At 65.5% G+C, this 18,573-nt stretch carries 15 protein-coding genes; 11 read left to right on the forward strand and 4 right to left on the reverse strand.

The features are described 5' to 3' along the window. Positions 1-63 precede the first annotated feature (63 nt). The 3 genes from AC5P6E_RS10920 to AC5P6E_RS10930 all read left to right on the forward strand — a co-directional run bounded on the left by AC5P6E_RS10920 (position 64) and on the right by AC5P6E_RS10930 (position 3,005). Positions 64-438, forward strand: a complete 375-nt coding sequence (locus AC5P6E_RS10920; RefSeq protein ID WP_029379706.1) for a DUF4124 domain-containing protein — start codon at positions 64-66, stop codon at positions 436-438. 257 nt (positions 439-695) lie between these two features. Then, on the forward strand, positions 696-2,399 hold the full coding sequence (locus tag AC5P6E_RS10925) for a proline--tRNA ligase (protein ID WP_019338434.1): 1,704 nt from the start codon (positions 696-698) through the stop codon (positions 2,397-2,399). 222 nt (positions 2,400-2,621) lie between these two features. Next, positions 2,622-3,005 (forward strand): H-NS histone family protein, encoded by a 384-nt coding sequence (locus AC5P6E_RS10930; protein WP_049398421.1) that lies wholly within the window; start codon positions 2,622-2,624, stop codon positions 3,003-3,005. Between the two features lie 109 nt (positions 3,006-3,114). On the opposite strand, the gene AC5P6E_RS10935 is transcribed toward AC5P6E_RS10930, so the two are convergent. Next, positions 3,115-4,374: a threonine/serine exporter family protein gene (locus AC5P6E_RS10935; protein WP_010480697.1), complete on the reverse strand. Its 1,260-nt coding sequence runs from the start codon at positions 4,372-4,374 to the stop codon at positions 3,115-3,117. Positions 4,375-4,466: 92 nt separating this feature from the next. On the opposite strand from AC5P6E_RS10935, the gene AC5P6E_RS10940 reads away from it, so the two are divergent. From AC5P6E_RS10940 to AC5P6E_RS10955, 4 genes are read left to right on the forward strand one after another with little or no spacing between them, the layout of a single operon-like run. Next, on the forward strand, positions 4,467-5,588 hold the full coding sequence (locus tag AC5P6E_RS10940; protein ID WP_010480695.1) for an ABC transporter permease: 1,122 nt from the start codon (positions 4,467-4,469) through the stop codon (positions 5,586-5,588). A gap of 1 nt (position 5,589) precedes the next feature. Continuing rightward, positions 5,590-6,417, forward strand: coding sequence for an ABC transporter ATP-binding protein (locus AC5P6E_RS10945; protein ID WP_010480693.1), 828 nt, complete (start codon positions 5,590-5,592; stop codon positions 6,415-6,417). A gap of 3 nt (positions 6,418-6,420) precedes the next feature. Then, entirely contained in the window at positions 6,421-7,347 is a 927-nt protein-coding gene (locus tag AC5P6E_RS10950) for an MlaD family protein (RefSeq protein WP_010480691.1), read from the forward strand. Next, complete coding sequence (locus AC5P6E_RS10955) at positions 7,344-7,985, forward strand: ABC-type transport auxiliary lipoprotein family protein (RefSeq protein ID WP_049455356.1); 642 nt, start codon at positions 7,344-7,346, stop codon at positions 7,983-7,985. Before AC5P6E_RS10950 ends, AC5P6E_RS10955 begins: the two co-directional genes overlap by 4 nt. Before the next feature lie 3 nt (positions 7,986-7,988). Here AC5P6E_RS10955 and AC5P6E_RS10960 read toward each other — a convergent pair whose 3' ends face one another. Continuing rightward, positions 7,989-8,576, reverse strand: coding sequence for an alpha-ketoglutarate-dependent dioxygenase AlkB family protein (locus tag AC5P6E_RS10960; RefSeq protein WP_495230953.1), 588 nt, complete (start codon positions 8,574-8,576; stop codon positions 7,989-7,991). A gap of 161 nt (positions 8,577-8,737) precedes the next feature. On the opposite strand from AC5P6E_RS10960, the gene AC5P6E_RS10965 reads away from it, so the two are divergent. Next, positions 8,738-11,560, forward strand: coding sequence for a rhamnan synthesis F family protein (locus tag AC5P6E_RS10965; protein WP_495230954.1), 2,823 nt, complete (start codon positions 8,738-8,740; stop codon positions 11,558-11,560). Here the strand turns inward: AC5P6E_RS10965 and AC5P6E_RS10970 are convergent. Together AC5P6E_RS10970 and AC5P6E_RS10975 are read right to left on the reverse strand one after the other, a co-directional pair. Next, on the reverse strand, positions 11,554-12,183 hold the full coding sequence (locus AC5P6E_RS10970; protein WP_071306587.1) for a CoA transferase subunit B: 630 nt from the start codon (positions 12,181-12,183) through the stop codon (positions 11,554-11,556). The two genes, AC5P6E_RS10965 and AC5P6E_RS10970, sit on opposite strands and share 7 nt — an antisense overlap. A gap of 1 nt (position 12,184) precedes the next feature. Next, positions 12,185-12,916, reverse strand: coding sequence for a CoA transferase subunit A (locus AC5P6E_RS10975; protein ID WP_021202697.1), 732 nt, complete (start codon positions 12,914-12,916; stop codon positions 12,185-12,187). Positions 12,917-13,074: 158 nt separating this feature from the next. On the opposite strand from AC5P6E_RS10975, the gene AC5P6E_RS10980 reads away from it, so the two are divergent. The 3 genes from AC5P6E_RS10980 to AC5P6E_RS10990 all read left to right on the forward strand — a co-directional run bounded on the left by AC5P6E_RS10980 (position 13,075) and on the right by AC5P6E_RS10990 (position 18,565). After that, positions 13,075-15,705 carry a DEAD/DEAH box helicase gene (locus tag AC5P6E_RS10980; protein ID WP_495230985.1) on the forward strand — a complete coding sequence of 877 codons (2,631 nt, stop codon included), beginning with the start codon at positions 13,075-13,077 and terminating at the stop codon, positions 15,703-15,705. A 97-nt stretch (positions 15,706-15,802) separates the two neighbouring features. Then, a complete protein-coding gene (locus tag AC5P6E_RS10985; RefSeq protein WP_495230955.1) occupies positions 15,803-17,149 on the forward strand; it encodes a phosphohexomutase domain-containing protein in 1,347 nt (448 codons plus the stop codon). A gap of 12 nt (positions 17,150-17,161) precedes the next feature. Beyond that, positions 17,162-18,565 (forward strand): mannose-1-phosphate guanylyltransferase/mannose-6-phosphate isomerase, encoded by a 1,404-nt coding sequence (locus tag AC5P6E_RS10990; RefSeq protein ID WP_495230956.1) that lies wholly within the window; start codon positions 17,162-17,164, stop codon positions 18,563-18,565. Positions 18,566-18,573: the final 8 nt, after the last annotated feature.

Genomic DNA, 18,573 nt, shown 5'->3' on the forward strand with positions numbered 1-18,573 from the left:
ACTTGCCAGTGCTCGGCGCCAATGCTGCAATCGGCGTTCTACGCCCATTCCGTGGAGTTTGCCATGCGTGCCCTGTCCTGCCTTGGATGCCTGCTGCTGTTGGCCAGTGCCAACGTCGTGGCCGGCCCGGTCTATAAATGGAAGGACGCCAATGGCGTGACCCAGTATTCGGAGACCCCTCCGGCGGGCAGGAAATTCGAGACCCGTGCGCAGGCGCGCAGCCCACAGGCTGCGGCCAGCGCCGAGACCCCCGCCGCACCGGTGCCTGAGCAGTGCAGCACGGCCCGGGCCAACCTGGCCCTGCTGGACGGTGGCGGCCAGGTGATGCAGGACACCGATGGCGATGGCAAGGCCGATACCCCGTTGGCTCCGGAGCAGCGCAGTGCGCAGAAGGGGTTGGCTGAAGCGGCGATCAAGGCTTACTGCCCGGCGGAGTGAGGGTATCGGCAGGGCTTGCAGCCCTGCACCTGCTTCAAGCAACGGCAACGTCAAACGCCAAAGCGGCTTCCTGAGGGATGGCGGGGCACTGTGGGTTTGCGGGGACGCCGTAAACCCCCAGTAAACTCGCCTTTGCCGTTGCTTCGGCAGTTGCAGTTGACGTTGCTTGAGGCGGGTGCAGGGCGCAGCCCTGCCGATACCCCTCCCCCCGGCCGGGCTGGCAGAATAGGCGTCTCTGCCGTTATCCGAAGCCGACGATGCGCCTCTCCCAGTTCCACCTGCACACCACCAAGGAAACCCCCAGCGACGCCGAGCTCACCAGCCACCGGCTGATGCTGCGCGCGGGCATGATCCGCAAGCTGGCATCGGGCCTGTACACCTGGTCGCCGCTGGGCCTGCGCGTGCTGCGCAAGGTCGAGCGCATCGTGCGCGAGGAAATGGACCGCGCCGGTGCCGTGGAATTCCAGATCCCGACCATCCAGCCGAAGGAACTATGGGAGCAGACCGGCCGCTGGCAGAAGTTCGGCCCGCAGCTGCTGAAGATCAAGGACCGCAAGGACCAGGTGTTCTGCTACAGCCCGACCGCCGAAGAAGCCGCCTGCGACTTCGCGCGCAGCGAGCTGTCCAGCTACAAGCAGCTGCCGGTCAATTTCTACCAGGTGCAGACCAAGTTCCGCGACGAGATCCGTCCGCGCTTCGGCGTGATGCGTTCGCGCGAGTTCCTGATGAAGGACGCCTATTCGTTCCACCTGCACGATGAGTGCCTGGTGCGCGAATACGAGAACATGAAGTCGGCCTATAGCCGCATCTTCACCCGCCTCGGCCTGGACTTCCGCATGGTGCAGGCCGACTCCGGTGCGATCGGCGGCGATGCGTCGCAGGAATTCCACGTGATCGCCGATTCCGGCGAGGACGCGCTGGTGTTCTCCACCGGTTCGGACTACGCGGCCAACATGGAAGCGGCGATTGCCGCCGATCCGGCACCGCGTGCCGCCGCCAGCGAAGCCATGCGCAAGGTCGACACCCCCACCCAGAAGACCTGCGAGGACGTCGCGGCCCTGCTCGGCATCGCCCTGCAGCGCACGGTGAAGTCGGTGGCGCTGATCGCTGGCGAAGGCAAGGCACAGCAGTTCGTGCTGGTGCTGGTCCGCGGCGACCATGAGGTCAACGAGATCAAGCTGGCCAAGGTTGCCGGCCTGGACGAACAGCGCTTCGCCAGCGAAGCGGAAATCGCCGACCATCTGGGCGCCGTGCCGGGCTTCCTCGGCCCGGTCGCCCCGGCCAAGGCCATCCGGGTGGTGGCTGATCGCGAAGTGGCGGCGATGTCCGACTTCGTCGTCGGCGCCAACGAAGCCGGTTTCCACCTGGCCGGCGTCAACTGGGGCCGCGACCTGCCGGAACCGGAAGTGGCCGACATCCGCAACGTGCGTGCCGGTGACCGCGCGCTGGACGGCGGCGAACTGAAGATCGCCCGTGGCATCGAAGTCGGCCACGTGTTCCAGCTGGGCCGCAAGTACGCCGAAGCGCTGGATGCCACGGTGCTGGACGAGAACGGCAAGGCGGCGGTGATGGCGATGGGCTGCTATGGCATCGGCATCTCGCGCGTGGTGGCTGCCGCGATCGAACAGAACCATGACGATGCCGGCATCATCTGGCCGGACGCGATGGCGCCGTGGCAGGTGGTGGTGTGCGTGATCAACCCGAAGGGCGACGCTGCCGTCGCCGATGCAGCGTCCAACCTGCTGCAGGAACTTCGCGACGCCGGCCTCGATGCCGCGCTGGATGACCGTGGCCTGCGCCCGGGCGCGATGTTCGCCGACATGGAACTGATCGGCATCCCGCACCGCGTGGTGGTCAGCGAACGTGGCCTGGCCGCCGGTACCTACGAGTACCGCTCGCGCCGCGCCAGCGAAGCCGAGAACCTGGACAAGGCCACCCTGCTGCAGCGTCTGCAGGACTGATCAGGAAAAGACCGGGGCATGCCCCGGTCTTTTTCTAGCTGACGCCCATTTGAGCAATATTGCAGCGGACATAATCCGGTCAAAATAGACGCAATGCAGCCGGGATGCTGCCAGGCCATGACCCGCCTGCATTTGTGCTGGGATTAATTCATCTTTATTCTGTCCCGCGACGCCATGGACTGGCTCGTCCCGTCCACTTATTAGTTTCCGGAGTAACCGTAAATGAGCATTGACCTGACCGGCCTGTCGGCACGCGAGCTGGGCGCCCTGATCCGTACCGCCAAGAAACAGCAGACCATCGTCGCCAAGCGCCGGCCGATCACCAAGGTCCGGGCACAGCTGACCAAGCTGGCCAAGACCGAGGGTTACACCATCGAGGAACTGTTCGGCGACGCCCCGGCCCCGCGCGCGCGCAAGGTGGCCAAGGCCGCCAAGGCACCGTCGAAGACCGCTGGCCGCAAGCTGGGCAAGGTTGCTCCGAAGTACCGCAACCCGGCCAACCCCAAGGAAACCTGGACCGGTCGTGGCAAGCAGCCGCGCTGGATGGCCGAGCTGACCGCCAAGGGCAACAAGAAGCCGGAAGATTTCCTGATCAAGAAGGCCTGAGGCCGGATCGGGATGCAATGAAAAACGCCGGCGAAAGCCGGCGTTTTTTGCTTGTAGAGCCGAGCCCACGCTCGGCTATCCATATCCGAAGCCGAGCATGGGCTCGGCTCTACAGAGTCTTGCGCGCCGGCATCAGCAGGTTGCCGAACAGCAGGCCGGCGACCAGGGCCATCACCACGTTGAGCACGGTGAGGAACACGCTCTGGCCGGCACCCACGTCCTGCTGCTGGACCAGGGTCAGCACGCCGCGCAGGCTGGTGCTGCCTGGCACCATCATGATGATGCCAGGCAGGCGGATGATCGCACCCGGGCGGCCAACGAGACGGCCGAACAGATTGCCACCGGCGGTCAGCAGCATCGCCGACAGGAAGATGCCGGCAGGCGCGCCCCAGGCGTGGCCACCGAACTTGGAGATCGCATAGCCGGCCACCGAGGCGGCGATCACCCACGGGTAATCGCGGCGGTTGGCCTTGAACAGCATCGCGAAGGCGAACGCCGCGGTCAGCAGCGAGCCCCACTCCACCCAGGGCCCCTGCGGCCGCGCCGCGCGGATCACCGGGTCGAGGCCGAGCACGTCGGCCAAGGTCACCGCGATCATCGCGCCCACACTGAGTTTCATGATGGTGGTCAGCGCACCGGCGAAGCGCGCGGTCCCCGACACCCAGTGCTGGCTGGCCAGTTCATTGACCGCATTGGTCAGCGACATGCCCGGCAGCAGCACCACCAGCGAGGCGATGATCACTGTGTTGAGGTTGAGCGCGCCGATGAAGGACGCGACCAGCGTGGCGACCAGGCCGGCCAGCAGCGCGGCCAGTGCCTCGGCTGCTTCGCGGGTGGCCGGGCGACGGTCGGTGACCATGCCGAGCAGGCCGATCATCAGGCCGATGACACCGGCGGTGGCGATGTCCAGCCACGGCAGCTTCCACATGCCGGCCACGCCGGCCGCGCCGAGGGTGAACGAAAGGATGGTGCGCAGCTTGCCGCGCCGGCCCGGATCCTTGTCCAGCTGGCGCAATGCGGTGTGGCCCTGGGCGATGCTCATCCGCCCATTGGCCACTTCCTCGGCGATATGGTCGGCGACGCTGAGCTTGTGCAGGTCGTTCTCGCCGGGCGCCAAGCGGATCACGCGGGTGATGTCACTGGAGCCGATCGCCTGCGCCGGGTCGCTGAAGCTGAGGATGATACCGGTGGGATTCGACCACGGTTCACAATCCAGATCGAGCTGGCGGGCCAGTGCCACCACCGCTGTTTCCAGGCGCTGGGCCGTTGTGCCATAGCTGTGCAGGCGTCCGGCGATCTCGGAAACGAAGGCCACGCGCTGTGCGTAGCTGGCCTGGGGCGTGGGGATCGTGTGAGCGTCTGCGGACATGCGCCGTAGTATTACCTAGGCTGGGCCTTACCGGAGAAATTCATCCGAGTTCGACGCGAAGCCCAATACAGAACGGTTATGCTGCGACCCGAATGGCCCAAGTGACCCCGAACCACGCCCCCCAGCTCGAACAGGATGCCCATGACCCGGGCGTGATCCGCCTGTCCGGCACCTGGACCTTGAAGACCGCGCTGGCCGCGGCCGAAGTCCTGCGCGGCGTTCCCGACACGCTGACCGGCATCGATGCCACCGCCATCGAGAAAATGGATTCGGCCGGCGTGCTGCAGGTGCTGCGCGTAGCCCATCGCGCCGACCTCGGCGAGGACGCACTGAAGTTCCGCCCGGATCACCAGGCACTGGTGTGCACCATCGAGGAAGTGGCCGACGACCGGCCCAAGCCCAAGCGCGACTTCGGCGTGCTGGCGGCGCTGGAACGGCTGGGTGTCAGCGTCCATGCCACCGGCCACAACATCAAGGCGCTGTGCAGTTTCCTCGGCGAGAACCTGGTCAAGGGAGCTCGCCTGGTCAAGGAACCCCGTCGCTTCCGCCTGACCGCCACCGTGCACCAGATGGAGCAGGTCGGGCTGGACGCGGTACCGCTGGTGGCGCTGCTGTCCTACCTGGTGGGCGCGGTGATCGCCTTCCTCGGCTCGACCATCCTTCGCGACTTCGGCGCCGAGATCTACGTGGTCGAGTTGGTCAACATCGCCTTCCTGCGCGAGTTCGCGGTGCTGCTGACCGCCATCGTGCTGGCCGGCCGCACCGCCAGCGCCTTCACCGCACAGATCGGTGCGATGAAAGCGCGCGAGGAAATCGATGCGATGCGCACCCTGGGCCTGGATCCGATCGACCTGCTGGTGCTGCCACGGCTGCTGGCGCTGCTGGTCACCCTGCCGCTGCTGACCTTCATTGCGATGGTCGCCGGCCTGGCCGGCGGCATCACCGTCGGTGCGTTCGACCTCGACATCCCGCCGCAGATGTACATCGCGCGCATGCACGAGACGATGGAAGTGCGGCACATGCTGGTCGGCCTGTCGAAGGCGCCGGTGTTCGCGCTGGTGATCGGCCTGATCGGCTGCCTGGAAGGCCTGAAGGTGGAAGGCACGGCGCAGTCGGTGGGCGAACGCACCACCTCCAGCGTGGTGCAGACCATCTCGCTGGTGATCATCATCGACGCCTTCGCGGCGTTGTGGTTCATGCACATGGACTGGTGACATGAGCACGCATCCGACGCCCGACGACATTCCCATGCAGGACGACGATGGCCACGACCTGGCCATCCGCGTGCGCGGGCTGGTCAACCGCTTCGGCAGCCAGACCGTGCACGAGGACCTGGACCTGGACGTGCGCCGCGGCGAAATTCTCGGCGTGGTGGGTGGTTCGGGTACCGGCAAGTCGGTGCTGATGCGCTCCATCCTCGGCCTGCGCACGCCCGACGAAGGCCGGATCGAGGTGCTGGGCCGCGACGCGCGTGCCGACGATGCCGAGAGCCGCCTGCACATCGAGCGCAACACCGGCGTGCTGTTCCAGGACGGTGCGTTGTTCTCGTCGCTGACCGTAGGCGAGAACGTGCAGGTACCGTTGAAGGAGCACCACCGCGAACTGCCCGAGCGCTGGCATTACGAACTGGCGCTGCTGAAGGTGAAGCTGGCCGGCCTGCCCGCCGATGCGATCAACAAACTGCCCTCGCAGCTGTCCGGCGGCATGCGCAAGCGCGCCGGCCTGGCCCGCGCGTTGGCACTGGACCCGCCGCTGCTGTTCCTGGATGAACCGACCGCCGGACTCGACCCGATCGGCGCGGCCGCCTTCGACCGACTGATCAAGACCCTGCAGGAAGCACTGGGGTTGACCGTGTTCCTGATCACCCACGACCTGGACACGCTGTATGCGATCTGCGACCGGGTGGCGGTGATCGCCGACCGCAAAGTGGTGGCCAACGCGCCACTGCCGGACATCGAGAAACTGGATCATCCGTGGATCCAGGAATACTTCCACGGACCGCGTGCGCGTGCCGCGCGCGGCGAACAGATCGAGAGTGCCTGAGCCATGGAAACCAAAGCCAACTACGTGCTGATCGGCGCGTTCACCCTGATCACCGGCCTGGCCCTGCTGGCCTTCGGCCTGTGGGCGGCCAAGTACTCCTCCGACCGTACCTGGCAGGAATACCGCGTGGTGTTCCGCGAGGCAGTAACCGGCCTGTCGGTGGGCAGCCCGGTGCAGTACAACGGCATCGCGGTGGGTTCGATCATCGAACTGAACCTGGTTCCGGACGACCCGCGCCAGGTGGTCGCACGCATCCGCCTGAACTCGACCACCCCGGTCAAGACCGATACCCGTGCAAAGCTGGCGATCACCAGCCTGACCGGCCCGTCGATCATCCAGCTCAGCGGTGGTACGCCGCAGTCGCCGGCACTGACCACGGTCAACAAGGACCCGGCGCCGATCATTCCAACCACGCCGTCGGCGCTGCAGAACATCACCGACGTTGCCAACCGCATCGTCGAGCGCATGGACCAGATCCTCAGCGACCGCAACGTGGCCTCGATCAACGCGACGCTGGCCAACCTGGAAACGATCAGCGGCGGCCTGGCCGACCGCGACCAGGGCACGCAGGCGCTGCTGCTCAGCGCGCGCGATGCCGCCCGCAGCCTGGACACCACGCTGAAGACCACCAATGGCACCATCGAGCGCCTGGACAAGAACCTGGTGCAGCAGCTGCCGGGCATCATCGACAAGCTCGACGCCACCCTGGCCAAGCTTGATTCGGCCGCTGGCAACGCCGACTCGATCCTTGGCGAGAACCGTGCCGCGATCAACAGCTTCGCCAACGATGGCCTCGGCCAGCTCGGCCCGACGCTGACCGAACTGCGCGGCCTGATCCGCGATCTGCGCCGGGTCAGCGACCGCCTCGAGAACAACCCCGCGCGCTACCTGCTGGGCCGCGACGCACCGAAGGAGTTCGAACCCAAATGAGCCCGACCGCCCTTCCGCGCCTGCTGCTGGCCGCTTCGATGGTCACCCTGCTGGGCGGCTGCTCCATCCTTGGCAGCAGCGAGAAAACCGCAGTGACGCTGTACTCGCCGTCCGTGCAGGTGAAGGCCGACCCGGCGTGGCCACAGGTGGGCTGGCAGCTGGTGCTGGCCAAGCCCAGCGCCGCGCGCATGGTCGACAGCCCGCGTATCAACGTGCGGCCGACGCCGTCGCAGATGGAGATCTACAAGGGGGCCAGCTGGGCACAGCCGGCCACCGACATGATCGAGGACACCCTGCTGCGTGGCTTTGAGGACTCCGGCCGCATCCGTGGCGTGGCGCGCAGCAGTGCCGGCATCCGTGCCGACTACAAGCTGTCCACCGACGTGCGCCGCTTTGAATCGGACTACCTGGGCCAGGCCACGCCGACCGTGGTGATCGAGGTCAACGCCAAGCTGATCCATGTGGCCGACCAGCGCGTGGTCGCCGACCGTACCTTCCGCCAGGCGCAGCCGGTCGGCAGTACCGACGTGCCGGCGGTTGCCGCTGCGTTCGAGCGCGGCCTGCAGCAGCTGGCACAGGAGATGGTGGGCTGGACGCTGACAAGCGGACAGGCCGACCAGCCGACCGTCGCGCGCTGACCGTCAGCGTGGCGTAATCCAGCGGAACGTCAGGTTGATCCGTTCGCCCTGCACCCGTGCCATCTTCGGCAGCGCGTGCTGGTAGAACCGCTGTGTCTGCCCCGCCATCACCAGCAGATCGCCATGGCCGAGCAGGTACTCGGCCTTCCGCGCCGGGTCATCGCGCCGGCGCAGCAGGAAGCGGCGCGCCGCGCCCAGGCTCAGCGAAGCAATCACCGGGGTCGGCCCCAGCTCTGGCTCGTCATCGCTGTGCCAGCCCATGTAGTCGCCACCGCCGCGATAGCGGTTCAGCAGCACGCTGTTGAAGCGGCCGATGCCCTCCGCCTGCAGGCGCCCGCGCATGGCCTGCAACGCGGGTGGCCAAGGGTGCGGCACGAATTCAGCCCCGGAATAGCGGTAGCGCGCCAGCGGATCGCCGATCCAGCAACTCAGCCGCGGCGAATCCACCCAGTTGCCGAACATGCGGATGCGATGGACCTCCCAGCGGACTTCGGCCTGCAGGGCGGGCAGGAGCCGGTCGGAATCGGCTGCGGCCAGCCAGCCCGGCAGGTGCTGGACGTCGGCATCGGGCAGGTCGTGGGGGAACAGCATGGCGCTATGCCCTCAGATGAAGTCAGCCCCCAGCTTGCCCGATTTGCCCGGTTCAGTCACAGGCGGGACAATGCTCTATCTCGACATATCCTTCCAATTCAACTGATGCCGCGCCTTAAACCCAGCCAGTCCAGCTCTGCATCTGACCAACGGAGTGAACGGTGAAGCTCCGTCGTTACCTTGATGCAATCCAACGCTCGGTTCAGCGCCACGGAGGCGGACTTCCGGGGCTCTGGTCGGTGGTCCGTCGCGCGCTGAAGATTGCACGTGTCATGGGTATTGGTGGACTGCTGCGCCGCGTGCGCACTTCCGGCGCAACTCATCACGTGGGTACTCCACCAGTATGCGACACACCATTGCCGGCGCCAGTACCACTGGAGCGGATTTCATTGAAGGTCGGAGTGATGGCGCATGTCTTCTATCCGGACCTGATTGAAGAGTTGGCCTTGTCGCTGGAACAGATGCCCGTTCCCTATCGGCTTATGGTCTCGGTGGTGGATGACGTCGCTGCAGAACAGGTTCGTGCACGGTTTGGGCAGCTTCCCCTGCTGATCGACCTGCAGATAGCGAAGGTAGCCAACCGTGGCCGTGACATCGCGCCACTGATCCTCGCATTTGAAGCCAGCATCCGTGAGCTGGACGTGGTGGGCCACGTACATACCAAGAAATCGCTTTACACCGGTAGCACCCAGGAGCAGTGGCGGCGCTATCTACTGGCATCGCTATTTGGTGACCGCGATCGCTTGGCTTGGTTGTTCGGCGTGCTGCAAGCGGCCCCGGATCTGGGGCTGGTCTATCCAGAAACCCATGCGTCGCTACCGCCGTGGGCACATACATGGCTTTCCAACGCTTCAATAGGTCGCACTTTGAGCGCTCGCCTTGGTCTGGGGTGGGACGGCACCGGCTACTTCGATTACCCCGCAGGCTCGATGTTCTGGGCGCGAGTGGATGCCCTGCGGCCCCTGTTCGAGCTGAGACTTTCGTGGGATGAGTTTCCGGCAGAGCAGGGCCAGATCGATGGCACTCTGCAGCATGCGATCGAACGTCTTTTCGCATTGATCGCTCGCGATCGCGGCTATCGAATCGGCGTACTGCCGGCCGATGGCAGTCGCCACATGGCCACAGAAGGTGAGCGCAATGCCGGTGCTGCCTTTAGGTATCCGCTGGCAGAGCAACTACGGATGGCGGTCATCGAAGCCAGGGCGGTGACGCTGGATGTATTCGACACCATGGTTCTGCGCCCCTTCACGACGCCAAATGGCGCGCGCCAACTGCTGGCACTTCGTGCTGAACGCATATCGGGATTGACCGCGTTCGCCGAGATTCGCGAGGACGCGGAGATCGCAGAACGGCAGCGCCTGGGCCGCGATCCGGAACTGGCCGAAATCTACCAGCAGGTGAGACGCGTCGGGCACCTTGACGGCGCCATGGCCCAACGTCTGCTGGCACTGGAAGTGCAGACAGAGCAGGAGCTGTTGCGCCCGCGCCAGGGGCTTCTGGAAGCACTACCGGTGTTGGCCGGCAAACGGCTGATCGCTCTGTCGGACATGTACCTGCCCGCAACTGTACTACGCAGTATACTGCCGCCAGAGGTGGAAGCCGTTACCGACACCTGGTGGATCTCCTGTGAAACCGGGCAACGTAAGGATGCCGACGCCAGCTGGGCGCGATGGGCGGAGCAGCTGGCAACAGCTCCGGATCATTGGCTGCATGTGGGCGACAACGAACATTCGGATATCCAGTTGCCGCAACGCGCCGGCCTGATCAATCCGGTCCATGTCCTACGTCCTGTCGCACTGTTCGACATGGTCCCCGCTCTGCGCACCTTGCGCCATCGTTCAACAGCGCAGGCACCTTGGCCTGAGCAGCTATGGCGTGGTTTGCTGGCCAATCGTTTGACGTACTTGGCCGACACTGCTCCAAATCGCGTGTACCCGACGCCACAACTTGCAGCGGATGACGCGGGCTACTGCGTGTTGGGCCCCATCCTGCTTGATTTCCTGTTGACGACCGCTGCTACCGCGCGGCGGCGGGATATCGGTTCAATCCTGCTGCTCGCTCGTGAGGGCTATCTGCTGGAGCAGGCTTGGACACTGTTGGCCAGGGTCCATCCTGGGATGCGAGCACTGCGCACAGAGTATTTTCTTGCATCGCGCCGCTCCACCGCCTTGCCGGCGCTGGCAGCGGATGCAGATCTATCCGCTGTGCTGGCCGGTAGCTTCAACGGCAACATGCGGCAACTTCTTGTGGCACGCCTTGGCACGCAGGCCATGGACGTCATTGCCCAAGTTGACTCTACGCTGCTGGAGCGCGACGTCTTTTTGCCTGAAATGGCAGACACGGTCTCGCTGTGGTTGCAACCTGCACTTCCCGCCCTCCTTGAGTTGGCCGAGCAGAGCCGACAAATCTGGCAAGCGCGCCTGTCAGAGGCCACTGGCGGAGAGCCAGCCATGGTCGTGGATCTGGGTTATGCAGGAACCATCCAGCGCAATCTGATCCGCCTTAGCGGCGAACCGATTGGCGGCCAGTACTTCGCCTTGCGGGAAACGGCCAAGCAGCTAGACGGATTGGGCTGGGCTGAAGCGCGCTACTTCGACGGCCGCCAGGATCCCTCAGGCTCATCCTTGATCCTTCAGCACGACCTCTTGCTGGAAGCACTGCTAAGTGCCCCGCACGGTCAGTTCAACGGCTATTTCCGCGACAAGAATGGAATAGTGCACGGCGAATTTGGCGAACAGACGTTGGGGGAGCGTGGACTGGAAGCTCTCGCCGCAGTGCAGGCTGGCGCGCTCGCATTCATCACTGATGTCTGCTCGGCGGTCGACACGGACGTTGCCAGCATCACCCTCGATAAACGCAGTGTGCTGGAACCACTGCGCCTGCTTGCCGAGGGAAGCTGGCAGGCAGGCGCCTGGCTGCAGGATTTGGCTACCGAAGATGACTTCAGTGGCCGTGGCAGCGTAGCCGTGAGCAGGCCTTACTGACGGAACGCGACGCCAGTCTTTTCCTTCAGCTCCTCATCACTGACACCCGGCGCCGCCTCCACCAGCTGCAGACCGGCATCGGTCACGTCGAACACGGCCAGATCGGTGATGATGCGGTCGACCACACCCACGCCGGTCAGCGGCAGCGTGCATTCGGTCAGGATCTTGTGCTCGCCGTTCTTGGCGGTGTGCTCCATCAGCACCACCACGCGCTGCACGCCGGCCACCAGGTCCATCGCACCGCCCATGCCCTTGACCATCTTGCCGGGCACCATCCAGTTGGCCAGGTCACCCTTGTCGGTGACCTGCATGGCGCCGAGGATAGCCAGGTTCACATGGCCACCGCGGATCATCGCGAAGCTGTCGTGGCTGCCGAAATAGCTGGCACCGGCACGCGCGGTGACGGTCTGCTTGCCGGCATTGATCAGGTCGGCGTCCACTTCGGCGTCGGTCGGGAACGGACCGATGCCGAGCAGGCCGTTTTCCGACTGCAGCCACACGTCCACCCCTTCGGGGATGTGGTTGGCAACCAGGGTCGGCAGGCCGATGCCCAGGTTCACGTACGCACCATCGGTCAGTTCGCGGGCGGCACGTGCCGCCATCTCATCGCGGGTCCACGCCATGTCAGTTGCCCTCCGCGCGGATGGTGCGCTGTTCGATACGCTTTTCAGGATGCGGGTTGTGCACGATGCGGTGTACGTAGATGCCCGGCAGGTGCACCTGGTCCGGATCAATCGCGCCGACCGGCACCACCTCCTCCACTTCCACGATGCAGACCTTGCCGGCCATCGCGCAGGCCGGATTGAAGTTGCGCGCGGTCTTGCGGAACACCAGGTTGCCCGCTTCGTCGGCCTTCCACGCCTTGACCAGCGCCACGTCGGCGCGCAGCGCGGTTTCCATTACGTAGTGCTTGCCGTCGAATTCGCGGGTTTCCTTTCCTTCAGCCACCACCGTGCCGTAGCCGGTGGCGGTGAAGAACGCCGGAATGCCTGCACCGCCGGCACGCAGGCGCTCGGCCAGGGTGCCCTGCGGGTTGAATTCCAGCTCGAGCTCGCCGGCCAGGAACTGTCGCTCGAATTCCTTGTTCTCGCCCACGTAGGACGAAATCATCTTCTTGATCTGCCGGGTTTCCAGCAGCTGGCCCAGTCCGAAACCATCAACGCCGGCATTGTTGGAGATCACGGTCAGGCCCTTGACGCCACTGTCGCGCAGCGCGGCGATCAATGCCTCGGGAATGCCACACAGGCCGAAGCCGCCCACGGCCAGCGTCTGGCCATCGGCGACCACCCCTTGCAGGGCCTCCGCCGCACTGGCGAAGCGCTTGCTGCGCTTGCCGGTGGAAGTCGATTGCTGCATTGCTGTACTACCCTGCACGTTGAGGATGACCGCATTCTAGCTGGAGGGCGGCGAAGGGCCTGGATGCGCCGCAGCATTGCACGGGCATCGCACAGGGTTCCGTAGAATGCCGGGTTCCCCTGCCAATGGCCGGCCCCGTGCCCGCCCCACCCTCGTTGATGGCCCATACCTACACCGAAGAAGACCTGCTCCGCTGGATGGAAGGCCGGACGCTGGAAATGAGTGACCATGGCCTGTCGGAAGTCCACAGCATGCGTCTGTTCGGTGACATTCTGGTCGCTGAGGTAAAGATCCCGGCCAAGTACTCCTACCGGGTGGAGATCGACCTGGCCGCCAGCCTTCGCCATCCGCGCAGCCTGCTGCGCAACCGGTGTTCCTGCCTGCTCGGCCACGACTGCATGCACGTGGCGGCTGTGCTGGCGCAGATGCTGCAGCAGATCGACCATACGCCCCCCATGCCCGACGACAGCAGCACGCTGCCAACGCTGCTGATCCGTTCGATGACGCCCGTCCTGCGCCTGCACACGGTCGAGTTCCGTCCGCCGTGGCTCGGCCCCCGCGACCCTTCGCAATGGGCCGATATCGCGACCGTGGCCTTCGAATACGACGAGCACGTGCGGTTCCTGGATGATCCGAGCCTGTTCGCACACGATCCGGAGGGCCAGCTCGCCCTGCTGCCCCGCGACCTGGTTGAGGAGTCACGGCGCGAGGCCGAGCTGCGCACGGTGGGACTGCATCGCGACACGGAGCCACGGGCGCCATTGGACGGCGCAGGCCCGCAGTTCCAGCTGCGCACCCATGACTGGACACGGTTCCTGCTGGACGACGTGCCGCGCCTGGAAGCCCTGGGCTGGAAAGTGGAGACGGACGACGATTTCCGCCATCGCATCACCCGCGTGGATGAGATCGGCCTGGACATCCAGACCGACCCGGCGGATGCGGGCTGGTTCAACCTGGGCCTGGACATCCAGGTGGAAGGCCGCAACGTGTCGATGGTTCCGCTGCTGCAGCAGGTGCTGCAGTCCGATCCCCGCTGGATGCGTGGCCAGCTGGACGCCATCGGCGATGACGAGAACATCCTGTTGATGGCAGGCGACAGCACCCGCCTGGCACTGCGGGCCGCTCGATTGAAGCCGATCATGGCGCTGTTGGCGGACCTGTTCGCCCAGCGTGGCGCGCCGCTGCGCTTGTCAGCGCTTGACCGTGGCCGCCTGCAGGCGCTGCGGGATACGGCGCGCCTGCAGTTCCGGGGGCGCAAGGATACCCAGGCGCTGGTGCAGCGCCTGATGCAGGCACCCGCACTGGGTGAAGTGCCGCCACCGGCGGGGCTGGTGGCGACGCTGCGTCCCTATCAGCGTGAAGGCCTGTCGTGGCTGCAGTACCTGCGCCAGCAGGGTCTGGGCGGCGTGCTGGCCGATGACATGGGGCTGGGCAAGACCCTGCAGACGCTGGCGCATCTGCTGGTCGAAAAGGAAAGTGGCCGCCTGGACCAGCCGGCGCTGCTGGTGGTGCCGACCTCGCTGCTGCACAACTGGCAGAGCGAAGCGGCACGCTTCACCCCTGGCCTGCGGGTGCTGACCCTGCACGGACCGACGCGCGAAGCACTGTTCGAGGCGATTCCCGAGCATGATCTTGTGCTGACCACGTATCCCCTGCTGTGGCGCGACGAGCAGGCGCTGCAGGCACATGCCTACCATCTGCTGATTCTGGATGAAGCCCAGCAGGTGAAGAATCCGAAGTCTCGCGCGGCCATCACCCTGCGCACGCTGCAGGCCCGCCATCGCCTGTGCCTGACCGGCACGCCACTGGAGAACCATCTGGGCGAGCTGTGGACGCAGTTCGACTTCCTGCTGCCCGGCCTGCTCGGCAGCGAGAAGCAGTTCAACCAGCATTGGCGCCATCCGATCGAACGTGGCAGCGACCACCGTCGCGCCACGTTGCTGGCGCAGCGCCTGCGTCCCTTCATCCTGCGCCGGCGCAAGGAACAGGTCGCGTCAGAGCTTCCGCCCAAGACCCTCATTACCCGCGCGGTGGACATGGAAGGCGGCCAGCGTGATCTCTATGAAACCGTGCGTGCAGCGATGGAAAAGCAGGTGCGCGAGGCCATCAGCGGCAGCGGGCTGGCGCGCAGCCATATCGTGGTGCTGGATGCCCTGCTGAAGCTGCGCCAGGTCTGCTGCGATCCGCGCCTGCTGCCGGGCGACACCCCGGCACGCAATGCCGGCTCGGCCAAGCTGGAGCTGCTGCGCGACATGCTGCCGTCGATGGTCGAGGAAGGCCGGCGGGTCCTGGTGTTCTCGCAGTTCACCGGCATGCTGGCACTGATCGCGCAGGCGCTGGAGGAACTCGGGCTCGCCCATGTGACCCTGACCGGCGACACCCAGGACCGGGCTACGCCGGTGCAGCGCTTCATGCAGGGCGAGGTGCCGGTGTTCCTGATCAGCCTGAAGGCAGGTGGCGTCGGGTTGAACCTGACCGCCGCCGACACCGTCATCCACTTCGACCCCTGGTGGAACCCGGCGGCCGAAAACCAGGCCAGTGACCGCGCCCATCGCATCGGCCAGCAGCAGCCGGTGTTCGTTTACCGGCTGATCGCCGCAGGCAGCATTGAAGAACGGATCGCCGAGCTGCAGGAACGCAAGGCCACGCTGGCCGACTCGATTCTCGAAGGCGGCGGCGCTACGTGGCCACGCTTCAGCGAGGAAGACGTGCAGGCGCTGCTGGCGCCGTTGCCGGGCCTGCCCGGCAAACGTTCCCGTAAAGCGGGCAAACGGTCGACGCGAGCCTGACCCCCGAACGCCAGTCAGGTGGCGTTCCCCGATGGAAACGATTCCCATACGGGACTGGGACTACAATTGGAGGCTGAGCTCACAAAGGATCTGATCGATGCCCCTGCCCGCCTTCAAGGCCTACGATATCCGCGGCCGTGTGCCGGAAGAACTGAACGAAGACCTGGCCCGCCGCATCGGCGTCGCCCTGGCCGCACAGCTCGCTCCCGGTCCGGTGGTCCTCGGCCACGATGTGCGCCTGACCAGCCCGGCGCTGCAGGATGCGCTGGCCGCAGGCCTGCGTGGTACCGGCCGCGAGGTGATCGACATCGGCCTGTGCGGCACCGAAGAGGTCTACTTCCAGACCGATCACCTCGGTGCGGCCGGCGGCGTGATGGTGACCGCCAGCCACAACCCGATGGACTACAACGGGATGAAGCTGGTCAAGGAGAATGCCCGTCCGATCAGCTCCGATACCGGCCTGTTCGCGATTTCCGACGCGGTCGCCGTCGATATGTCCGAGGCCCAGCCGCCGCGCGCCGGGCAGACCGCCCAGCATGACAAGAGCGCCTACATCCAGCACCTGCTCAGCTATGTCGATGCCAGCAAGCTCACGCCGCTGAAGCTGGTGGTGAATGCCGGCAACGGCGGCGCGGGCGCCATCGTCGACCTGCTGGCACCGCACCTGCCGTTCGAGTTCATCCGCATCTGCCACGAACCCGACGGCAACTTCCCCAACGGCATTCCCAACCCGCTGCTGCCGGAAAACCGTGCCGCCACTGCCGACGCCGTGCGCGAGCACGGTGCTGACTTCGGCATCGCCTGGGACGGCGACTTTGATCGCTGCTTCTTCTTCGATCACACCGGCCGCTTCATCGAGGGCTATTACCTGGTCGGCCTGCTGGCCAAGGCCATCCTCGCGCGCAATCCCGGCGGCAAGGTCGTGCATGACCCGCGCCTGGTCTGGAACACCGTGGAGATGGTGGAGCAGGCGGGCGGCGTACCGGTGCTGTGCAAGAGCGGCCATGCCTTCATCAAGGAAAAGATGCGCGCCGAGGATGCGGTGTACGGCGGTGAGATGAGCGCCCACCACTACTTCCGCGAATTCGCCTATGCCGACTCCGGCATGATCCCGTGGCTGCTGATCGCCCAGCTGATTTCCGAAAGCGGCCGCTCGCTGGCCGACTGGGTCGAAGACCGCATGGCGGCCTATCCGTGCAGTGGCGAGATCAACTTCAAGGTGGCCGATGCCAAGGCTGCTGTGGCCCGCGTCATGGCGCACTTCGCGGCACAAGCGCCGGTACTGGACCACACCGACGGCATCAGTGCCGACTTCGGCGACTGGCGCTTCAACCTGCGCAGCTCCAACACCGAGCCGCTACTGCGCCTGAACGTAGAAGCCCGCGGCGACGCAGCGCTGATGCAGGCCCGCACCGACGAAATCTCCCGCCTCATCCTGCAGTAATCAAGGAAGATCATGAGCAACATCCAGCCCGTCATCCTGTCCGGTGGTTCCGGCACTCGCCTTTGGCCACTGTCGCGCGAGGCGTATCCGAAGCAGTTCCTGCCGTTGGCCAGCGAGCTGACGATGCTGCAGGCCACCTGGCAGCGCGTCGCTCCCATCGCCGCGCATGGCCCGCTGGTGATCGCCAACGAGGAGCACCGCTTCGTCGCTGCCGAGCAGCTGCAGCAGGTCGGCGCCGAGCCGGCTGCCATCATCCTGGAGCCGGTGGGCCGCAATACGGCGCCGGCGATCGCGGTCGCAGCCCTGGAGGCCACCCGCGACGGCGCCGATGCGCTGCTGCTGGTGCTGCCCTCGGACCATGTGATCACCGATGAGGCCGCATTCCGCGCAGTCGTGCAGGCTGCAGCCAGCGCTGCCGAGGCCGGCAAGCTGGTGACCTTCGGCATCGTGCCGAGCGGTCCGGAAACCGGCTACGGCTATATCAAGGCCGCCGATGGCCAGGGCCTGCGTGCGGTCGAGCGCTTTGTCGAAAAGCCCGACCTTGAGACCGCCACCGGTTACGTCAGCAGCGGCCAGTATTACTGGAACAGCGGCATGTTCCTGTTCAAGGCCTCGCGCTACCTGCAGGAACTGAAGCACTTCCAGCCCGACATGCTGGCCGGCAGCCGCCAGGCCTGGCAGCAGGCCCGTCGCGATTCGGATTTCACCCGTCTGGACAAGGACGCCTTCGCTGCGGTTCCTTCCGACTCCATCGACTACGCGGTGATGGAAAAAACCGCAGACGCCGTGGTGATTCCGCTGGACGCCGGCTGGAACGATGTCGGCTCGTGGACAGCCCTGCGCGATGTCTCGCAGCAGGACGGTGATGGCAATGCGCATCAGGGTGATGTGATCGCCATCGACTGCCGCAACACCTATGCCTATGCACAGCGTCTGGTAGCACTGGTCGGCCTGGACGATGTGATCGTGGTCGAGACGGACGATGCAGTGCTGGTCGGCAAGGCCGATCGCATGCAGGAGGTCAAGACCGTGGTGGCGCAGCTGAAAGCCGAAGGCCGCAGCGAGGCCACCTGGCATCGCAAGGTCTACCGCCCGTGGGGCGCCTACGATTCAATCGATAACGGCGAGCGTTTCCAGGTCAAGCGCATCACGGTCAAGCCCGGCGGCACGCTCAGCCTGCAGATGCATCACCATCGCGCCGAGCACTGGATCGTGGTCAGCGGCACCGCTGAAGTGACCCGCGGCGACGAAGTGATCCTGCTCAGCGAGAACCAGAGCACCTACATCCCGCTGGGCGTGACGCATCGCCTGCGCAACCCCGGAAAACTGCCGCTGGAACTGATCGAAGTACAGTCGGGCAGCTACCTGGGCGAGGATGACATCGTGCGGTTCGAGGACACGTACGGGCGCAGTTGAGCCGACGC

This window comes from Stenotrophomonas sp. YJH_SMC_16 (assembly GCF_059367875.1).